Origin of the sequence: Xanthomonas fragariae (assembly GCF_017603965.1) — a bacterium.
Lineage (GTDB): Bacteria > Pseudomonadota > Gammaproteobacteria > Xanthomonadales > Xanthomonadaceae > Xanthomonas > Xanthomonas fragariae_A.
Map to the genome: position 1 here is coordinate 2,008,652 of NZ_CP071955.1, position 18,353 is coordinate 2,027,004.

General features: G+C 61.6%; 14 protein-coding genes, 3 tRNA genes, 2 other RNA genes and 2 pseudogenes. 2 read left to right on the forward strand and 19 right to left on the reverse strand.

What is annotated here, in order from left to right:
- Positions 1-238 precede the first annotated feature (238 nt).
- Positions 239-314, reverse strand: a non-coding RNA gene (locus J5I97_RS09330) — sX9 sRNA.
- Between the two features lie 357 nt (positions 315-671).
- Positions 672-746: non-coding RNA, sX9 sRNA (locus J5I97_RS09335), on the reverse strand.
- 277 nt (positions 747-1,023) lie between these two features.
- On the opposite strand from J5I97_RS09335, the pseudogene J5I97_RS09340 reads away from it, so the two are divergent.
- Positions 1,024-1,731, forward strand: a pseudogene (locus tag J5I97_RS09340) (transposase); the annotation flags it as partial.
- A gap of 65 nt (positions 1,732-1,796) precedes the next feature.
- Here the strand turns inward: J5I97_RS09340 and J5I97_RS09345 are convergent.
- The 13 genes and pseudogenes from J5I97_RS09345 to J5I97_RS09405 form a co-directional block, all read right to left on the reverse strand.
- Positions 1,797-1,872, reverse strand: a tRNA-Gly gene (locus J5I97_RS09345).
- 82 nt (positions 1,873-1,954) lie between these two features.
- Positions 1,955-2,028 (reverse strand) — tRNA-Cys (locus J5I97_RS09350).
- A 69-nt stretch (positions 2,029-2,097) separates the two neighbouring features.
- A tRNA-Gly gene (locus J5I97_RS09355) sits at positions 2,098-2,173 on the reverse strand.
- Between the two features lie 46 nt (positions 2,174-2,219).
- The gene (pgsA, locus tag J5I97_RS09360) at positions 2,220-2,852 is read right to left on the reverse strand and encodes a CDP-diacylglycerol--glycerol-3-phosphate 3-phosphatidyltransferase (protein WP_208591412.1); all 633 of its coding nucleotides are present in this window, start codon (positions 2,850-2,852) and stop codon (positions 2,220-2,222) included.
- Positions 2,852-4,708 (reverse strand): excinuclease ABC subunit UvrC, encoded by a 1,857-nt coding sequence (gene uvrC / locus J5I97_RS09365; RefSeq protein WP_208591414.1) that lies wholly within the window; start codon positions 4,706-4,708, stop codon positions 2,852-2,854. Before uvrC ends, pgsA begins: the two co-directional genes overlap by 1 nt.
- On the reverse strand, positions 4,705-6,123 hold the full coding sequence (locus tag J5I97_RS09370; protein WP_208591416.1) for a hypothetical protein: 1,419 nt from the start codon (positions 6,121-6,123) through the stop codon (positions 4,705-4,707). The genes uvrC and J5I97_RS09370 overlap by 4 nt, the downstream gene beginning before the upstream one ends.
- Before the next feature lie 23 nt (positions 6,124-6,146).
- Positions 6,147-6,611 carry a low molecular weight protein-tyrosine-phosphatase gene (locus tag J5I97_RS09375; protein WP_208591418.1) on the reverse strand — a complete coding sequence of 155 codons (465 nt, stop codon included), beginning with the start codon at positions 6,609-6,611 and terminating at the stop codon, positions 6,147-6,149.
- Positions 6,608-7,387 (reverse strand): 3-deoxy-manno-octulosonate cytidylyltransferase, encoded by a 780-nt coding sequence (kdsB, locus tag J5I97_RS09380; RefSeq protein ID WP_208591419.1) that lies wholly within the window; start codon positions 7,385-7,387, stop codon positions 6,608-6,610. The genes J5I97_RS09375 and kdsB overlap by 4 nt, the downstream gene beginning before the upstream one ends.
- Positions 7,388-7,735: 348 nt before the next feature.
- Positions 7,736-8,773 carry a tetraacyldisaccharide 4'-kinase gene (lpxK, locus tag J5I97_RS09385; RefSeq protein ID WP_208591421.1) on the reverse strand — a complete coding sequence of 346 codons (1,038 nt, stop codon included), beginning with the start codon at positions 8,771-8,773 and terminating at the stop codon, positions 7,736-7,738.
- The gene (gene msbA, locus J5I97_RS09390) at positions 8,770-10,539 is read right to left on the reverse strand and encodes a lipid A export permease/ATP-binding protein MsbA (protein ID WP_208591423.1); all 1,770 of its coding nucleotides are present in this window, start codon (positions 10,537-10,539) and stop codon (positions 8,770-8,772) included. The genes lpxK and msbA overlap by 4 nt, the downstream gene beginning before the upstream one ends.
- On the reverse strand, positions 10,536-11,009 hold the full coding sequence (locus J5I97_RS09395) for an ExbD/TolR family protein (protein WP_208591426.1): 474 nt from the start codon (positions 11,007-11,009) through the stop codon (positions 10,536-10,538). Before J5I97_RS09395 ends, msbA begins: the two co-directional genes overlap by 4 nt.
- 3 nt (positions 11,010-11,012) lie before the next feature.
- Positions 11,013-11,660, reverse strand: coding sequence for a MotA/TolQ/ExbB proton channel family protein (locus J5I97_RS09400; RefSeq protein WP_208591428.1), 648 nt, complete (start codon positions 11,658-11,660; stop codon positions 11,013-11,015).
- Positions 11,554-14,100: pseudogene (locus J5I97_RS09405) on the reverse strand (DNA internalization-related competence protein ComEC/Rec2); the annotation flags it as partial. The gene J5I97_RS09400 and the pseudogene J5I97_RS09405, both read right to left, overlap by 107 nt.
- A 283-nt stretch (positions 14,101-14,383) precedes the next feature.
- Here J5I97_RS09405 and J5I97_RS09410 point away from each other — a divergent pair.
- Entirely contained in the window at positions 14,384-15,448 is a 1,065-nt protein-coding gene (locus J5I97_RS09410; protein WP_208591432.1) for an SDR family oxidoreductase, read from the forward strand.
- A gap of 215 nt (positions 15,449-15,663) precedes the next feature.
- Here J5I97_RS09410 and lolD read toward each other — a convergent pair whose 3' ends face one another.
- From lolD to J5I97_RS09430, 4 genes are read right to left on the reverse strand one after another with little or no spacing between them, the layout of a single operon-like run.
- A complete protein-coding gene (lolD, locus tag J5I97_RS09415; protein ID WP_208591434.1) occupies positions 15,664-16,419 on the reverse strand; it encodes a lipoprotein-releasing ABC transporter ATP-binding protein LolD in 756 nt (251 codons plus the stop codon).
- Positions 16,412-17,653, reverse strand: a complete 1,242-nt coding sequence (locus J5I97_RS09420; RefSeq protein WP_208591445.1) for a lipoprotein-releasing ABC transporter permease subunit — start codon at positions 17,651-17,653, stop codon at positions 16,412-16,414. The genes lolD and J5I97_RS09420 overlap by 8 nt, the downstream gene beginning before the upstream one ends.
- 23 nt (positions 17,654-17,676) lie before the next feature.
- Positions 17,677-18,129, reverse strand: coding sequence for a hypothetical protein (locus J5I97_RS09425; protein WP_208591447.1), 453 nt, complete (start codon positions 18,127-18,129; stop codon positions 17,677-17,679).
- A complete protein-coding gene (locus J5I97_RS09430) occupies positions 18,080-18,328 on the reverse strand; it encodes a succinate dehydrogenase assembly factor 2 (protein ID WP_208591448.1) in 249 nt (82 codons plus the stop codon). The genes J5I97_RS09425 and J5I97_RS09430 overlap by 50 nt, the downstream gene beginning before the upstream one ends.
- Positions 18,329-18,353 lie beyond the last annotated feature (25 nt).

Consider the following 18,353-nt stretch of genomic DNA (forward strand, 5'->3'; position numbering starts at 1 on the left):
TACATGGATAACGCAATTAATCGCTAAAAGGCGCCACCTGTCCGTTCGCTTTGAAGCAATGTGTTATCAGCCAACCGGCCATGTATTGAGACAATCGAACTGAGATTCCGATCGCAATTTATTTTTTATTTTTACTATAAGGAACGCAACCTCAATTTTTTATTGATATTTACAATATTTTTATTTATTTTAGGTAATTATAAAAGGTAATAGTGAATCCTAAGGTGCAACTAATAGTGGCTAACAAAAAGTAGCGAGCAGTTGCCAGGTGAGTGGCGGCGGCGCAGAGGAACCGCAGTATACGAGTGATATATGCCGATCTCCGATTACCGGCCGCGGAAATATGGCGACTGCTCACTACGTTTTGTTAGCCGCTTTAAGTCTCCTCCTACGCTCATTCTTCCGCTTCATTCACACCATCGATACTCCTATATCTTCGTTGCAGAATCATCTATATCCCTAACTATTTTTTTTATGGAAAATGGGATAGCCACTCTGCCTGATCAATCAAAGTGCGAAGAAATTCTTCGGGCAAGAAAAATTTGCAAAGAACAACACACAGATTGAGTGATTCTTATCACTTAAATTATTTTCCAATATTTTTAAATCAATAAGAAAAAATTAGAATTAATATACCCTGCGAAAAATAACTCATACATATGCTTTAGAGCGGCCAACAAACGTAGCGAGCAGTCGCCAGGTGGGTGCGGACGGCGCGGAATAACCGTAGTGTACGAGTGGTACATGCATGCTGATTCCGAGAATCGGCGGCTCCCGCCTTGCGGCTGCGCAGTAGTTTTGTTATCCACTCTTAGGCATAGCTATTTTCTTGCCTCTTGGGGATGTCGAGCCACATCGAGAAGATTTGACGGCAGAGCTCCCCCTTGCTTGGGTAAAACAGTATCAAATTGATTCCGGCACACCAATCCTGGCGGCTCTTGCCGAGAAAGGCGTTAGGGAACCTCTGCCCCCCCCCCCCCCCAAGATGCGCAACACTATCAACTCGGAGAAGAAGAGGCATCCATGCAACTGACGTTCAGTGACGCGAAAGGGTTAGGCAAGCGCAAGCAAACCCGCCGAGAGATCTTTCTGGCCGAGATGGAGCAGGTGGTGCCGTGGAAACAACTGCTCGGGCTGATTGAGCCGCACCATACGATGTCGCGACGGCCTGGGCGGCAGCTCTACGCATTGGCCACGATGTTACGGATTCATCTGTTGCAGGCGCTGAGCGATCCGGAAATGGAAGAGGCGTTGCACGAGATCTGGACCTTGCCACGCGGATGTTGGGCGTAGTCGCGCCCGGCTCGACCAAGAATGCCGATCGCGCGCGACCCTTGAAATGCATCAGACCAAAGAAGGGCAATCAGTGATATTTCGGTATGAAAGCGCACAGTGGCGTGGATGCGTGCTCCGGGCTGGTTCACCATGTGCATTGCACAGTCGCCGATGTCACGATGACGCAGGCCTTGTTGCACGAAGACAGCGTGTTCGGCGAAAGCGGCGACACCGGTGCGGACAAACGCGACGCATTCCAGACCTGCAAGGCCGCATTTTTCATTGCTGCCAAACGCTCGACGATTCAAGCCATTAGCAACACGCGGATGCGTGCTTGGGTGGAGCGCTGGGAACACCTCAAAGCCAGCGTGCGTGCGAGGGTGGAGCATCCGTTACAAGTCATCAAACGCCAGTTCGGTTACGCCAAGGTCCGGCTAGCGCGGCTTGGCCAAGAACAACAAAAAAGGACCTTACGGCCCTTTTTTATGATCGACTGGATTTTACAATTCGTCGTTCTGAGTTGGAGCGGGAAACGAGACTCGAACTCGCGACCTCAACCTTGGCAAGGTTGCGCTCTACCAACTGAGCTATTCCCGCGTGGAGCTAAATTGTACAGCTTGTTTACTTCGTTGCGCTAGCCCTGTCATCGTTGCCTATGATGGAAACGATGCATGCAACGTGGAGGCCTGGGCCGGAATTGAACCGGCGTACGCGGATTTGCAGTCCGCTGCATAACCACTCTACCACCAGGCCGAAATATCAAACCCAAAGCTTCCTGCCTTGAAACCAAGGAGACCACTGACACGGGGCTCTGTTTGTATCTGGAGCGGGAAACGAGACTCGAACTCGCGACCTCAACCTTGGCAAGGTTGCGCTCTACCAACTGAGCTATTCCCGCTTGGGAGGCAGAATTTTACAGCGAACAGGATAGCTGTCAATAGCTGTCAACTGTTGCTTTCAATTTTTTTCGGCTTGTTGCCGATTGCTGCTTTTTCATCGGCGCGCAGACTAGGCCATGCTGCCTGCAAATACTGGAATCCAGACCACAGCGTCAGCAGTGCGGCAATCGCCAGCGTCCAATAACCGGCCCGGAAGACCAGATTGCCGAGCCAGATCTCATGCGTAGGCATTTGCCCTGGCGTGACCGAATACAGCAGACAAAGCAACGCGACCATTTGCGCGGTGGTTTTGACCTTGCCGATCGCCGCAACGCGCACCTTGGCGCGCTGTCCGATCTCGGCCATCCACTCGCGCAGCGCGGAGACGGCGATTTCGCGACCGACGATGACTGCGGCCCAGAACGCCATCCACGGCGTCGGATGGCCTTGTACGATCAGGAATAGCGCCACTGCGACCATCAGCTTGTCGGCCACCGGGTCCAGGAATGCGCCAAACGCAGAATATTGGTGATAACGCCGCGCGACCCACCCATCCAGCCAGTCGGTGACGGCAGCCAGCGCGAACACGCCGGCGGACGCAACGTTCGTCCACGTATACGGCAGGTAGAACACCACGACCAACACCGGGATCATCAAGATCCTCAGCAGTGTCAGCCACGTGGGGACGGTCAACTTCATTACGGACTCGACTCGCCTGCCGCATCGGGAAGCGCCAGCCCGTGCAGGTTAGCGTAGATTCGCGCGGCAAGTGCGGCATTGACCCCCTCCACCCGCGCAATCTCGGCCTCGCCAGCGGCCTTGAGCCCGACCAAGCCGCCGAAATGTTTGAGCAGACTTGCCCGACGGCGTGGGCCGATGCCGGGGATATCCTCGAGCTTGCTGGTCATGCGCGCCTTTTGCCGGCGACCGCGGTGCCCGGTGATCGCAAAGCGGTGCGCTTCGTCACGCACCTGCTGGATGAACTGCAGCGCCGGCGATGCCACGCCCGGGCGCAGTTCGCGGCCATCGGCCATGATCAGCGCCTCGTGCCCTGCCCTGCGCTCCTCCCCCTTGGCCACGCCGACCAGCGAAATGTTCTCGATCCCGAGGTCGGCGAGCGCGGCTTGCGCTTGTGCCAACTGACCAGCGCCGCCGTCGATCAGCAGCACATCGGGTAGCACGCCGCTCTCTTCCACCGCACGTCGAAACCGGCGTTCGATGGCCTGACGCATCGCGGCGTAGTCGTCGCCCGGGGCGATGCCAGAAATATTGAAACGCCGATACTGCCCGCGCACAGGTCCGCTGGCATCGAATACAACGCACGAGGCCACCGTCGCCTCGCCCATGGTGTGGCTGATGTCGAAGCACTCCACCCGTTTGACTTGCTCAGCAAGCCCGAGCATCTCGCGCAGCGCCTCGCTGCGAGCGTGCTGCGCGCTCTGGCTGGTGAGCTCGGACAGCAAAGTCAGCTGCGCGTTGCGGGTGGCAAGCAGCAGATAGCCAGCACGCTCGCCACGCACGTTCCACTTCAGCGCCACCTTGTGTTCGGCCGCGGCGCTGAGCGCGGCCTCGATCAATTCGGACTCCGGAATCTCGCGATCAAGCAAAATCTCGCGCGGCGGCGAGTGTTCAGCGTAGTACTGCGACACGAAGGCGCCCAGGATTTCGTCGGCGCTGTCTTCTCCATTGGTCTTGGGGAAAAACGAACGTGTGCCGAGATTGCGGCCGTCGCGGAAGCTCAGCAGCAACACGCAGGCCTGACTGGATTGTGTGGCGCACGCCAGCACATCCAGATCGGCGGCGCGGCCGTCCACGTATTGACGGTTCTGCATGCTGCGCAACGACGAGAGCAGGTCGCGCAGGCGCGCGGCGCGCTCGAATTCGAGGGCTTCGCTGGCTTGTTGCATCGATTGCATGATCTCTTCGCCGAGTTGGTCGCTCTTGCCTTCGAGAAACATCGTGGCGCGTCGTACCGACTCGGCATAGTCGGGCGCGACAACCAAGTTCACACACGGCGCGCTGCAGCGGCCGATTTGGTGTTGCAGGCACGGCCGCGAGCGGTTGCGAAATACGCTGTCTTCGCAGCTGCGCAGCTTGAACAGCTTGTGCATCAGGCTCAGCGTCTCGCGCACGCCGGTGACGCCGGTATACGGGCCGAAATAACGCCCTTGCACGGCACGCGGGCCACGGTGCAGCGCAATCCGCGGCCATTCTTCGCGCGTCAGTAGCACATAGGGATAACTTTTGTCGTCGCGCAGCGACACGTTGTAGCGCGGCGACAATGATTTGATCAGCTGGTTTTCCAGCAGCAACGCCTCGGCTTCGCTGCGGGTGACGGTCACGTCCATGCGCGCGACCTGCGACAGCATCGAGGTCAGCCGCGCATTCTTCGGGGTGCCGTTGAAATAGCTGCCAACGCGCTTGCGCAGCGCGCCAGCTTTGCCGACGTACAGTAAGGTGTCGTCGCCCGCATACATGCGATAGACGCCGGGCGCGGTGCTCAATTGCGCAGCAAACGCTTTCCCATCGAAATCGACTTGTGGCCTTGCGCTCATTCTTCTATCGGAACATCACTAAGTGCGCCGCTTGCGAGGTCGTATCGCAACACAGCATGGGCGTCGGTCTCGGCGATCCAGACCGCGCCAGCGGTCACTGCGAGTCCCGCCGGGCCGTGCAGGCGCCGCGGCAGCTCGACCGTGGTCAATTGGCCGCCACCCAGACGCAGGCAGCGCAAGCGGCCGTTGCCGGTGTCGGCGATCCACAGCATCGGCGAATCGGTGGCCAAGGCAATCGCTTGCGGAAATTGCAGGCGCGCGGTGTCACGTGGACCGTCCTGGTCGCCGAACTGCCAAAGGCCCTGGCCGCCGACCAGGGTCTGCACCAGGTCGCCGCGCAATTGCATGGTGCGAATCGAGGACCCCAGTGCATCGCAGACATAGGCCACCTGCTGCACCGCCGCCAATCCGGCCGGTTGCGCGAACGCCGCAAGATGGCCGCTCCCGTCGCGAATCTCGAGCGCGCCGGTGCCAGCACGTGCGCTCAATGCGGCGCGGCCAAGGTGATAACTCCAGATGCGGTTGTCGCCGGCCATGGCGATCAACACCTGGTTGTCGGCAACGGCGAGGCCTTGCGGATAGTTCAACGCAGATGCGCCGGCCGAGGCCAGCGGGCCTTCGACCAGCTCGCCGGAGCGCCCGGTGCCGCACAGCGTGTCGACGTGGCCATTGCGCAAGCTGATGCACCGCAAGGCATGATTTCCGGTATCGGCGACATACAGCCGGTCGCGCTCCAATGCCAGACCTTGCGGACGCCGGAATGCCGCTTCGCCGACGCCGCCATCGATGAGATCGGCATTACCGTGACCGAACTGGCGCAGCACGCGGCCACCATGCGTGCATTCGAGCACGCGGTGATGCCCGGTATCGGCGACGTACAAGCGATCTTCGGTGGCGGCCAAGCTGGTTGGAAACCGCAGCGCCAGATGTGGTTCGGGTCCGCGCTCGGCCACGCCATGCAGATCGGCATCAGACGGAGGCTGCTGGCCATCGCACAAGGCGGTCAACGCCTTGTCGAGATCCTCGGTCACGCCCACCAGACGCTGGCGCTCGCGACCGTAAGCATCCAGCAGCACGAGCGTAGGCCAGGACACGATGCCGAAACGGCGCCAGGTTTCCCAATCCTTGTCGAGCAGGATCGGCGCACTGACGCCATGCCCGCGCAGCTGCTTGAGCGAGCGTTGCGGCAAGCGTTCACTGTCGAAACGCGGCACCTGCACCACGATCACCTGCAGGCGACCGGGGCTGCGCGCCTGCCAATGCGCAAGCTCGGCCAGGCGCTCGGCGCACCACACCGAGCTGGCATTGACGAACGCCAGCACAAGCGCGCGGCCGCGATGCTCCTGCAAGGTGGATGGCCTGGCGTTGAGCCAAGTAGGAAATTCCGGCAGTTCCTGAATCAGCTGGGCATTCATCCAGTAATTATGCCCAAGCCCGATTAGCTGCGGGTGAGCCTGGCCACGGTCTGGCGCGCAGCGGTGTCGACCAGCTGCCAGACACGTTCAAAATCGTCCATGACGCCGGTGTAGGGATCCGGAATTTGATCGCGCTCCTCAACGCCTGCCCATGGCAGCCACAACGCGACCTTGTCGCGCACTGGCGCTGGGGCGAGCCGCTGCAGATCGCGCAGATTGCTGCTGTCGGCGCATAAAACCCAATCGAAGTGCTCGACGTCCGCTGGCCGCACCTGACGGGCGCTTAAGCCGGAAATATCCACGCCATGGCCGCGTGCACACCGTATGGCACGCAGGTCTGGTGGATCGCCGACATGCCAGTCGCCGGTGCCGGCCGAATCGACCTCGATGCGCCGCGATAGCCGAGCTTCGTCCAGCCTTGCACGCAAAGCGCCCTCGCCCATCGGTGAGCGACAGATATTGCCCAGGCATACGATCAAGACCTTCATGTCCAGGCCACACGCGTCTGCGCCCGTGCAAGATCGTCCGGCGTATCGATACCCGGCGGAAACTGCTCGGGCGTCAGTGTCACTGCGATGCGGTAACCGGCTTCCATCACGCGTAGTTGTTCCAGCGACTCGATGCGCTCCAGCATGCCGGGCGGCATCGCGGCAAAGCGCTGCAGGAACCCTGCGCGGTACGCATAGATGCCGATGTGGCGCAGCCAATGGCCGTCATTGGGCAAGCTGTCGCGGTGGCTGGGGAAGCTGTCGCGGTGCCAAGGAATCGGCGCACGGCTGAAATACAACGCGTCGCCGCCTGCGCTAAGCACCAGCTTCACCACGTTGGGATCCAACAGCGCGTGTGCGCTATCTACCTGCGCAGCCAGCGTAGCCATTTCGGCGCCGGAGTGCATTAGCAGATCGGCGACTGCGCGAATGCCGGCAGCAGGCGCGAACGGTTCGTCGCCTTGCAGATTGACCACGCAGGTGTCGGCATTCCAGCCCGCGATCCGTGCGCATTCGGCGAGACGATCGGTGCCCGACATATGTTCGCTGCCAGTCATCGCGACATGCACGCCAGGCAGGCTTTCGATCGCCTCGGCAATCCGCGCATCGTCTGTCGCCACCCAGACCTCGCGTGCACCCGCCAACAACGCCCGCTCGGCCACATGCTGGATCATCGGGCGATCGCCGATCAGTTGCAGCGGCTTACCTGGCAGACGCGTGGAGGCGTAACGCGCGGGAATGGCGACGACGAAATCGGCAGGCGTTGGGTTGGTCATGCGAGTGTGCTCTGAAGGTGCAAAAATAGTCGAAGAAACGAGAGGCCGAAATCGCACAAAGTCCTTGCGCGATGGAACGCGGCTACAGCGCCTGACCCGTGTGCCGATACGGAACTGCATCGACAAAGGAGCCTCGTCATCGAGCTACATCGGTGCAGTGTATCGGCTGATGCGAGCAGGTCTTTGCGATGACACGCGTTCGTCGTGCAGTCATTGCGATGCGCGTTCTCGAGCTCGACAGGCAGGTGCGACGTTCGGCAGCAGGGGTGCTGAGTCTGTCCGATAAGCGCGCCACGCCCAGGACCGATCCAGGCGGACACGAATCATCGCGCACTCCACATATCAGAGTTACACGCCTTGCCGGCTCGCCAATTTGTCCAGTCGATCCAGCAAACTTACCCAGAACGCCGCCGGCAACTCGGCTCTGAGCGGCACGCTATACAGCCACTCGTCGGCGAATGGACGGCATTTCACCGCGTCTTTTTCGGTCATCAGCACCGGCAAGCGACTGCCGAAACTGAAATCTGCGGCGCGATACATGTGATGATCGGGAAATGCATGCGGCACCACGCCAATACCGTGCACACGCAGCATTGCGAAGAAGCGCTCCGGGTGCGCGATGCCGGCCACCGCATGCACGCGCCGCCCGGCGAGCATGCTCAAGGGCTGGGCGCGCTTGCCATCCATCGGTTGCACGCTGTCGATGCTCAACCGCATCTGCCATTCGCCAAGGCCTGCGGCCTCAGGTGCTTGAGACGCTATTGCAGCGCTCGCCTGACCAAGATTGACCACGCGGAAATCGCAATCGCTTGCACGTGCAGCCGGTTCGCGCAGCGGCCCGGCAGGCAGCAGGCGTCCGTTGCCGTAGCGACGCTGACCGTCGACCACTTCGATTTCCACGTCGCGCGCGAGTCGGTAATGCTGCAAGCCGTCGTCGCAGACCACAATGTCGCAGCCCGCCTCGACCAGGGCACGTGCTGCGGCCAGCCGATCGCTGTCCACGCGTACGCGCGTGCCGGTCTTCCAGGCGATCAGCACTGGCTCGTCGCCGCCGAGTTCGACGGGCGTGTCCGCTTCAACCCACCGTGCCGTGCCCGATTCGTCACGGCCGTAGCCGCGACTGGCCACGCCCGGCGTCCAGCCGGCTTCTTGCAATTTGCTGACCAGGGCAATCGTCAGTGGCGTCTTGCCAGTGCCGCCGGCGGTGACGTTGCCCACCACGATCACCGGCACCGGCACACCGTGGCGCTTGCGCCAGCCGCGTCGATACACGGCGCGTCGCAACGCGATGGCGGCGCCGTAGACCGGCGAGAGGATGCGCGCCGATAGTGGAATCGGCGCATTGTCGTACCAGTAACCCGGCGTGCGGGTGCCGCGCTTGCTCATGCCTGGCGTTCGCGAAACTGCATGCCATGCAGGTGCGAATACAACCCGCCCTGCGCCAGCAGCTCGCTATGCGTGCCGCGCTCGACGATGCGGCCCTGATCCATCACCAGCACCTGGTCGGCATGCTCGATGGTGGACAACCGATGCGCGATCACCAGCGTGGTGCGGTCCGGCATCAACTTGTGCAAGGCGTCCTGGACCAGACGTTCGGATTCATTGTCCAGCGCCGCGGTGGCTTCGTCCAGAATCAGGATCGGCGCATCCTTGAGCATCGCGCGCGCGATCGCCAGACGCTGCCGCTGGCCGCCCGACAAGCGCCCGCCTTTGGTGCCGACAGGCGACTGCAAGCCTTCGGGCAGTTGCGCCACAAACTCCATCGCATTTGCGCCTAGAATCGCGCGCTCCAGTTGAGCTGCGTCGGCGGTGCGCATTTCGCCATAGGCGACGTTGTCGGCGATGCTGCCGTCGAACAGCATTACATGCTGGCCGACCAGGGCGATCTGGCGACGTAGATCAGCCAACGAATACACCTGCACCGGATGCCCGTCGAGCAGGATTTGCCCGGCCTCGGCTTCGTAGAAACGCGGAATCAGTTTGATCAGGCTTGATTTACCGCTGCCCGAACGACCGACGATCGCGGTCACCGTGCCCGGTTGCGCGACGAAACTGACATCGGCCAACGCCGGATTGACCTGGCCTGGGTAGCGCGCAGTGACGTCGCGGAATTCGATCAAGCCCTTGGCGCGCGTCAGCGGCGCGGCGCCTTGATCCGGCTCATCCGGGCTATCGAGCACTGAAAAAAGACGCTCGGCCGATGCCAAGCCACGCTGCACCATGTTCTGCACATTCGTGAGTTGCTTGAGCCCGGGAATGATCGTCAGCATCGAGGTCATCAGCACCACGAAGTCGCCAGCGGTCAGGCGCCCGGCCAATGCCTGCGCACCGGCCACGAACAACAGCGCCGACAAACCAATCGCACCGATCATCTGCACCGTAGCGGTGGAAATGCCGCGCGTGGATTCGACCTTCATCGCCAGACGTAAATTACGATCGGCCAGCGCGCCATAACGCTCCATTTCGGTCTGCTGGGCGCCGTAGATCTTGACCTCCTGGTGGCTGGACAAGGTCTGATCGGCAGCCTGCAACAAATGCGCGCCGCTCTCCTGGATGCTGTGGCTGATGCGCCGATAGCGCCGCGCCACCTTGTCCATCACCCAGGCCAGCACCGGTGCGAGCACCAGGATGGTCAGTGTCACCTGCCAGCTATGCCACAGCATCAGCGCCAACGCGCCGATCACCTGCAGCGACTGCTGGATCATCACCTTGACCGCATCCACTGCCGCCTGCGCGACCTGGTCCGAATCCGAGCCCAGGCGGATCAGCATCGACGGCACCGGCTCGGAATCGAAACGCGAGCCCGGCAGGCGCAAATACTTGGACATCACCTTGACGCGCAGGTCGCGCGCGATGCTGCGTGCGGATTTGCCCATCGCCATGTCGGTGATGTAACCGGCGACGCCGCGCACCACGAACAGCACGATGATCTGCACCGGCAGCCAGCGACTGACTTCGGCGTTCTTGTAGATGAAGGTCTCATCGGTGATCGGCTTCATCAACGCCAGAAAACCGGTGGTGCCGGCCGCTTCGACCAACGCGGCAATCAGCGCGGCGATCAGCAGCAGCCGGTACGGCTTGGCGAAGGCCAGCAGGCGACGGTACGTGCGCCAGGACGACACTGGCGCCGGGCGGTCGTTGGAGGTGGTCACGGGCGGGTTCCGTTGTTGCGTGTCTTGTCGGCAGGGCCGGTGATACCAGGATTGTCGGCTTGAGGCGCAGTTGCGATCGCGATGCGCCGGAAACCGAGTTGCCCCAAGGCATCTTGCGCGGTGACGACAGCCTGATACGGCGTACGCGCATCGGCGCGCATCAACACCGTCTGCTCGCGGTCGTCACCGGCAATCTGCGCAATTGTCTGCTTCAGCGAATCCACCTCCGGGCGCAGCACTTCCTGATCGTTGATGAAATAACGCCCCTCGGCATTGACCAGCACGCTCAGCGAACGCGGTGGCACGCTGGCGTGCTGGTCGCTAGCGGTCGGCAGCTGCAATTGCAGCGTAGAGCGTGCATCAAAGGTCGTGGTCACCACGAAGAAGATGATGAGGACGAGAATGACGTCGATCAACGGCACCAGGTCGATATGCGGCTCGTCCTGGCTTCGGTCGCTACCGATGCGCATCCGTCAGCCCTTTGTCGTGACAGGCTTGGCGCCTGCCGCAACCGGCGCCACGCGGCCATCCATGGTATCAAGCAGCAACGTGGCTTCCTGCTCCATCTCGATGATGTAACCGGCAATGCGCCCCTTGAAAAAGCGATGCGCCATCAGCGCCGGCACTGCGATGATCATGCCGGTGGCTGTGCACACCAGCGCCTTGCCGATGCCGCCGGCCAGTTGGTTCACGTTGCCCACGCCGTAATCGAGGATGCCCATGAACATCTGAATCATGCCGACCACGGTGCCCAGCAGGCCCAGCAACGGCCCGGCTGAGGCGATCGTGCCTAGCGCATTCAGATAGCGCTCCATGCGGTGCACCACATGCCGGCCCGTGTCTTCGATGCGCTCGCGGATCAACTCGCGTGGGCAACCACGCACGTCAAGCGCAGCGGCGAGCAAGGCACCGAGCGGCGAATTGCGACGCAGCGACTCGATATGGGCGCAATCCAGATTGCCGCGCGCGGCCCAGTGACGAACTTCTTCGCCCAGACCTGGCGGCGTCACCTCGTTGCGGCGTAGGCCCCATAGACGCTCCAGCATGATCGCCAAGGCGACCACGCCCAGCAACAGCAACGGCACCATCGGCCAACCGCCTGCCTTGACCAGCTCCAACACTATTTGATTCCTCCGGCAACGCGGCCGCCTATTCGCTGGGCGATAGGATAGCAGCCGACCGCCGCCGTTCCGCGGCATCCCACAGCCGCGGCTGCCAGCGCCGTCGCTCGCGTACCTGCAAACCTTCGGCGCCCAGCCAGACCCTGATCGCACCGGCCTCAGCGGTGTCGATCACCTCCGCCCCACTTCCCTGCCAGCGTTGTACCACCTCTACGCGCGGATGCCCGAAGCGATTGCCGTGCCCTGACGACACCAAAGCCAGCCGTGCGCCGGTCGCTGCGATAAATCCGGCATGCGAGCCATCGGCACTGCCGTGGTGCGGGACGACCACTAGATCAGCGCGCAACTCCGACGACTGCCCATCAAGCAACCGACGCTCGACGATCCCGTCGATGTCGCCCGGCAACAGTGCGCTCGCATGCGGCGTTTCGACCCGTAGCACGCAGCTGGATTGATTGCGCAGATACGGAAAACCGGGACTTGGATGCAGGAAGCGAAAGCGCACGCCGTCCCACTCCCACTGCTGGCCGGCACGGCAGCGCGTGCTCACGTCCAGCGGCGCCTGCGGCGGCGCGGACGTCATTGCAACGGGCAGCCCAGCGCGAACAGCGGCATAGCCTCCGGCGTGATCGGCATCGGCATGACTGAGCACGATCGCATCCAGTCGGCGCACACCGAGTGCATGCAAGGCCGGGAGAACGACGCGCTCGCCAGCGTCGAAGCCGTCGCGCACTGCAGGGCCGGTATCGAACAACAGCGCGTGACGTTGCGTGCGCACCAGCACTGCCAAGCCCTGCCCCACGTCCAGCACCTGCACATCCGCCTCACCGGCCGCAGGCAGCTCGCGGTCCGGCCATAGCAGCGGCAGCCATAGCAATACGGCTATCGATTTGCCTGGCGTGCCACGCGGCAATAGCAGCCAGAACGCACCGAGCAAGGCGGCAATCAACGCGATGGCATCTGACTCCGGCACCCACCACAACGCCACCGAAGTCTGCCCGAGCCAAACGAAGCCGGACCACGTCAGCTCGAAACACCATCCCGCCGATCGCCACACCCAAACGCCAGCACCGGGATGAATCGCTTCGAGTGCGGTGCCCAGCAGGCACAGCGGCACCACGACGAAAGTCCACCAGGGAATGGCGATGAGATTAGCGAGCGGCCCCACCAACGATGCCTGCCCGAACAAGCTCACTGTCAAGGGCAGCAGACCAATGGTGGCGACGGTTTGCGCCGACAGGAAGCCGCGCAAGATCGCGCGGTCGTTCGACGGCAAGCACCACACCAGCCAGGCAACGCCTGCAAAGCTGAGCCAGAAGCCCGCGACCAAGACGCTCAACGGATCCCACAGCAGCACTGCCAGCAAGGCGTGCGCGAGGATCTGAGTGGTCGTTGCACGTCGCCGCAGCACCCGCGCCAGGGCTACTACTGCAATCATCAATACGGTGCGCACCGTGGGCAGTGCCAAACCTACCAGCACCGCATAGGCGGCGGCGCCGAGAAGCGCGGCGATTGCAGCGGCGTGGAGGCGCGGAAGTACCCTACCCAAGCCGGGCCACCAGCGCCATAGACCGGCGACCACCATCGCGAAGAATGCCGCGACCAGCCCGACATGGGATCCCGAGATCGCGATCAGATGGCTGAGCCCTGTTGCGCGCAACGTTGCCCATGCGGCGGCGTCGAGCCCGCGCGTATCGCCGAGCGCGAGTGCGCGCAGATAGGGCGCAGAGGGTCCGGGCACCGATTCGGCGATGCGTTGCGACATACTTTCGCGCCAGGCATCAACACCACGCGGCATAGCGACTTGTCGTGCGGCGGCCGGCACGCGCACATAGCCGGTCGCTGCAATCCGTTGTGCCAACGCCTGACGCTCAGCATCGAAACCGCCGGGATTGCGCAAGCCGCGTGGCGCCCGCAGCTTGAGCTGTAATCGCCAACTCGCACCCGCATGCAATGCGGCACGCGGGCCCATGTGTTCGGCACCGAAATCGTCGTACCAAGCCAGTTGCATCAGCTTGCCGCGCAGTGCTGCTGGTTGCGCCTGATCGTCATCGACACGTAGCTGAAAGCGCGTGCGGCGTTGCTCGGCCACCGGCAGCCCGACAATCTGGCCGCGCACACCCACGTCGCGCGCTTCGTCTTGAGGGAGCAGTTGCAGTTGCAAGGCACTGGCGACCTGCCATCCCATCAGACCGAAGCCGAATAATGCCGTTGCGATTGCAATTGGCAGCGTGAACCCTTGCGGACGCAGCCACAGGGTCACGCCCACACCCGACGCACCAATGCACATGCACATCGCGTAGAGCGCCCGCGGCAACACCGTAGGCGACCACGCGCACACCACTACGCCCAGCAGCAATGCCGATGCCCCGGCGACCGCCGCTCCCATCTGCGGCGATGGCGTTGCCTGCGCTGACACATCCATGCTGCCGGTCGCCATCCATCCTGACCCTATTCGATCAATGTATCCAAGTTAGGTCATGGCGAACTCCAGGCACAGCGGTGGTTGGCGCATCGTCAGGTAGGAAGAAAGCTGCTTTTGTTGTAGCGCACCGCAGGGCGCGGCCGCGGCTCAATGCGATATGTGACCGAGCGCACGCAGGCTGCGCGCGCACCAAGACCCCATCACCGACCAGCGATGCAAGCAGGCCCCAGAGAAACGCATTCGCCTCGATTTCATGGCAACGGCGCTATGTTTGACAGGCTTTCAAGGAGTTCCCCACATGCGTAAAGGCACTGCATTGATTGTCGGCGTGACCGGCATCTCCGGTTACAACCTCGCCAAGGTGATGCTCGCTGACGGCTGGACCGTCTACGGCCTCGCACGCCAGCCATTGCCGCATGACGGCGTCATTCCTGTCGCGGCCGATCTGCTGGACGCACAGAGCACTACCAACGCGTTGTCCGGTTTGCCGATCACCCATGTGTTCTTCTGCACCTGGACGCGTCGCGATACCGAACGCGAGAATAGCGAGGCCAATGGCGCGATGATGCGACATCTGTGCGAGGCGCTCAGCGAGGCGCCGCTGCAGCACATTGCGCTGGTTACTGGCACCAAGCACTATCTGGGCGCTTTCGAAAACTACGGCAGCGGCAAGGCCGAAACGCCATTCCGCGAAAGCGAGCCACGGCAGCCGGGCGAGAATTTCTACTACACACTCGAAGACCTGTTGTTCGCACACGCCGAGCAACATGACTTTGGGTGGAGCGTGCATCGCTCGCACACCATGATCGGAATGGCTAACGGCAGCAATGCGATGAACATGGGTGTGACGTTGGCGATCTATGCATCGCTGTGCAAGCACACCGGTCAGCCGTTCGTGTTCCCCGGCTCGCAAGCACAGTGGAACAGTCTCACCGATCTGACCGACGCCGGCCTGCTCGGTCGGCAACTGGCGTGGGCCAGCCTCAGCCCGGCGGCACGCAATCAGGCTTTCAATACCGTCAATGGCGATGTATTTCGCTGGCGCTGGATGTGGGGCGAAATTGCTGCGTTCTTCGAACTTGAGGCCGTGCCCTGCCCCGACACGCCCGCACCGCTGGAAACACGCTTTAGCAAAGCAGCCCCAGCACTATGGAATGAGCTGGCGAAGCAGCATGGATTGGTGGAGGCAGACGTCAATCGCCTGGCTTCCTGGTGGCACACCGACGCCGATCTAGGGCGCGAGATCGAATGCGTCAATGACATGACCAAGAGCCGCGAACTGGGCTTCCTAGACTTCTACGATAGCCGCGCCTCGTTCTTCGAGCTATTCACCAGACTGCGGGCGCTGCGCATCATTCCCTGATCGACAGCAGTCGATGGATGCGGGTCTGCAATAGGCCCGCAAACTCAAGGTAACGGGTTGAATCGACGGCAGCGAGCTCGTCGTTAGGCTGATTTCTTCATCACCATGATGCCGTTAGCGGCCAAGCCCCACGAAACACTTCCCGCATCCTTCTGAGTTGTTCGATCGTCAGGCTACTCAAGGCGCCGCGGAGATGTCGACGGCGCCATGAGCAATCACACCGCAGACGGCGCTAACTCACGCAGCTTGCCTTGATGCAACTCCAGCACGCGGTCCAGACGCCGCGCCAGGCTGCGATCGTGGGTGACCAATACCAGGCTGGTGCGCTGGGCGCAGTTGAGTTCCAACATCAGCTCAAACACGGTCTCCGCAGTCCTGTCGTCCAGGTTACCGGTCGGCTCGTCACCTAATACGCAGCCCGGCTTGTTCACCAGCGCACGCGCAACCGCCGCACGTTGACGCTCGCCACCGGACAATTCACTGGGCTTGTGTTCGATGCGATGTCCGAGGCCTACCGACTCCAGCAATTGCAGTGCTTGCTTTCTGGCGACCGCGACCGCTTTGCCGGACAGCAGCACCGGCATCATCACGTTTTCCAATGCGGTGAATTCCGGCAACAAATGATGAAATTGGTACACGAAGCCCAGCGCGTGATTGCGCAGCTTGCCGCGCTCGCCATCGGACAACGCAGACATGCGACGACCGGCGACATACACCTCGCCCGATGTAGGAGTATCCAACCCACCAAGCAGATGCAAAAGCGTGCTCTTGCCTGCGCCGGAAGCGCCGACGATCGCAACCGTTTCACCGGTCGCCACCGACAAATCCAAACCACTGAATACCGGCGTGCGCATCTTGCCTTCGGCATACGTCTTAGCCAGCGCCTCGGCCCGGATCACCGCATCTGCTTGGTTTGGTTTCTGCACTGCCGATTCCCGATTCTCGAATCCCGATTCGCGGATCTCATTCATAACGCAGCGCTTCAGCGGGCTGAGTAGATGACGCGCGCCATGCCGGGTACAGGGTCGCCAGAAAACTCATCACCAACGCGACTACAGTGATCACCGCCACGTCCTGGGTCTGCATATCGGTCGGCAGCCCTGTGATGTAGTACACGTCTTCCGGCAGCAGCTTGACGCTGAAAATCGTCTCAATCACACCAAGGATGCGCTCCAAGTTCAGCGTCAGCACAATGCCGCCGATCACGCCCATTATCGTGCCCATGAAGCCAATCAACGAACCCTGCACCATAAATACTTGCATTACCCCGCCCGGCGACAAGCCAAGCGTGCGCAAAATTGCGATGTCGGCCTGTTTATCGGTCACCAGCATCACCTGCGAGGACACCAGATTGAATGCGCCCATCGCCACGATCAGCGACAGCAGGATGCCCATCACGGTCTTTTCCATCTTCAACGAGTGGTAGAGATTGGCGTTCTCCTGCGTCCAGTCGCTGACGCGGTAAGGCCCGTGCAACTTGATAGCCAGGTCACGCGCCACGTTCCAGGCCTGATCCATATCGTGCAAGCGCAGTCGCACGCCGGTGACACCATCCATGCGCAACAAGCGCGCCAGATCTTCCATGTTAGCCACCGCCAGACCACGGTCGATCTCGTTGTATCCGGCCTCGAAAATACCGCTGACAGTAAAACGCTTGAGCCGCGGCATCGCGCCCAGCGGTGTGGACTGGGTATCGCTGAGCAAGACAACAATACTGTCGCCCACATCCACCCCCAGCCAGAGCGCCAGTTCCTTGCCGATGACGATGTTGTAGGAACCCGGCGTCAAACTGTCGACCGAGCCCTTCTGCATCTTCTTGGCCAGCACCGAGACCTTGCCTTCTTCGCCAGGAATCACGCCCCGCACGATCGCCGGTTGTTTCCGCGGACCCTGCAACAGCGATTCGGTTTCGATGTATGGCGCGGCACCGGCAACGCGCGGATCGGACATGGCGACCTCGACCGCATGCTGCCAATCACGCATCGGCGCGCCTTCTGCGCTGACCGTGGCGTGCGCGGCCATCTGCAACAGCCGATCGCGGATTTCCTTCTGGAAACCGCTCATCACCGCCAGCGTAGTGATCAGCACGGTCACACCCAAGGCGATACCCAGGATCGATGCCATCGAGATAAACGAGATGAAGCCATTACGACGCTTGGCACGCAAGTAGCGCAAGCCGATGGCAATCGGGATAGGTTTGAACATGCGGTTCAACCAGGAAAGGGACGCTATGGTGCCACTAGCGGTCGCCGGGAAGAAATGGCATGTGCCTGAGCGGCCAGACGCAGTTCACGTCGTTGCACCGGCGGCAAGGTATCCGGCCAAAAATGCAGGCGTTCGCGACGTCCATCCACCCGCATCCACGCCACCACCGCAATCGGTCCACGCCACGTCACTTGCAAGCTCTGCACCTGCGCGCCGTCAACGCTGGCGGGCGCGTTGGCCCAGGGCACGACCAATTGCCGCACTGGCGAACGCAACAGCTGGCGCAGCGATCGCGCACCTGCGGTAAGTGCGTAAGCAGACAGCAGCCCCGCCAGCCATAGAGGCACCCCGCTACGCCAGACCGCCCACAGCGCGAGCGCGACCAGAACGCTTAGTGCGCAAAAAAGCCAGCGCGAGGGCTGCCAGTCAAGCCTGCAAGACGCGAATATCGGTAATGAGCGCGGCGTTGGCAGCATCCGGGCAAGCCTCGTATCCCATGAACCAGCGCCACAACTTATCGTCTTCGCAATCCAGAAGCTGTAGGAAAACCGCGCGCTCGGACTCGGAAGCCTGCGCCCAACGTTGGTCAAGATAGCGCCCGAACAACTGGTCGAGTTCGCGCATACCACGCCGGCAGCGCCAACGCAGTTTTTTCAGCAGGGTGTCTTCGTCCATCTCATCTCTCCACCCCGCCTCGCAG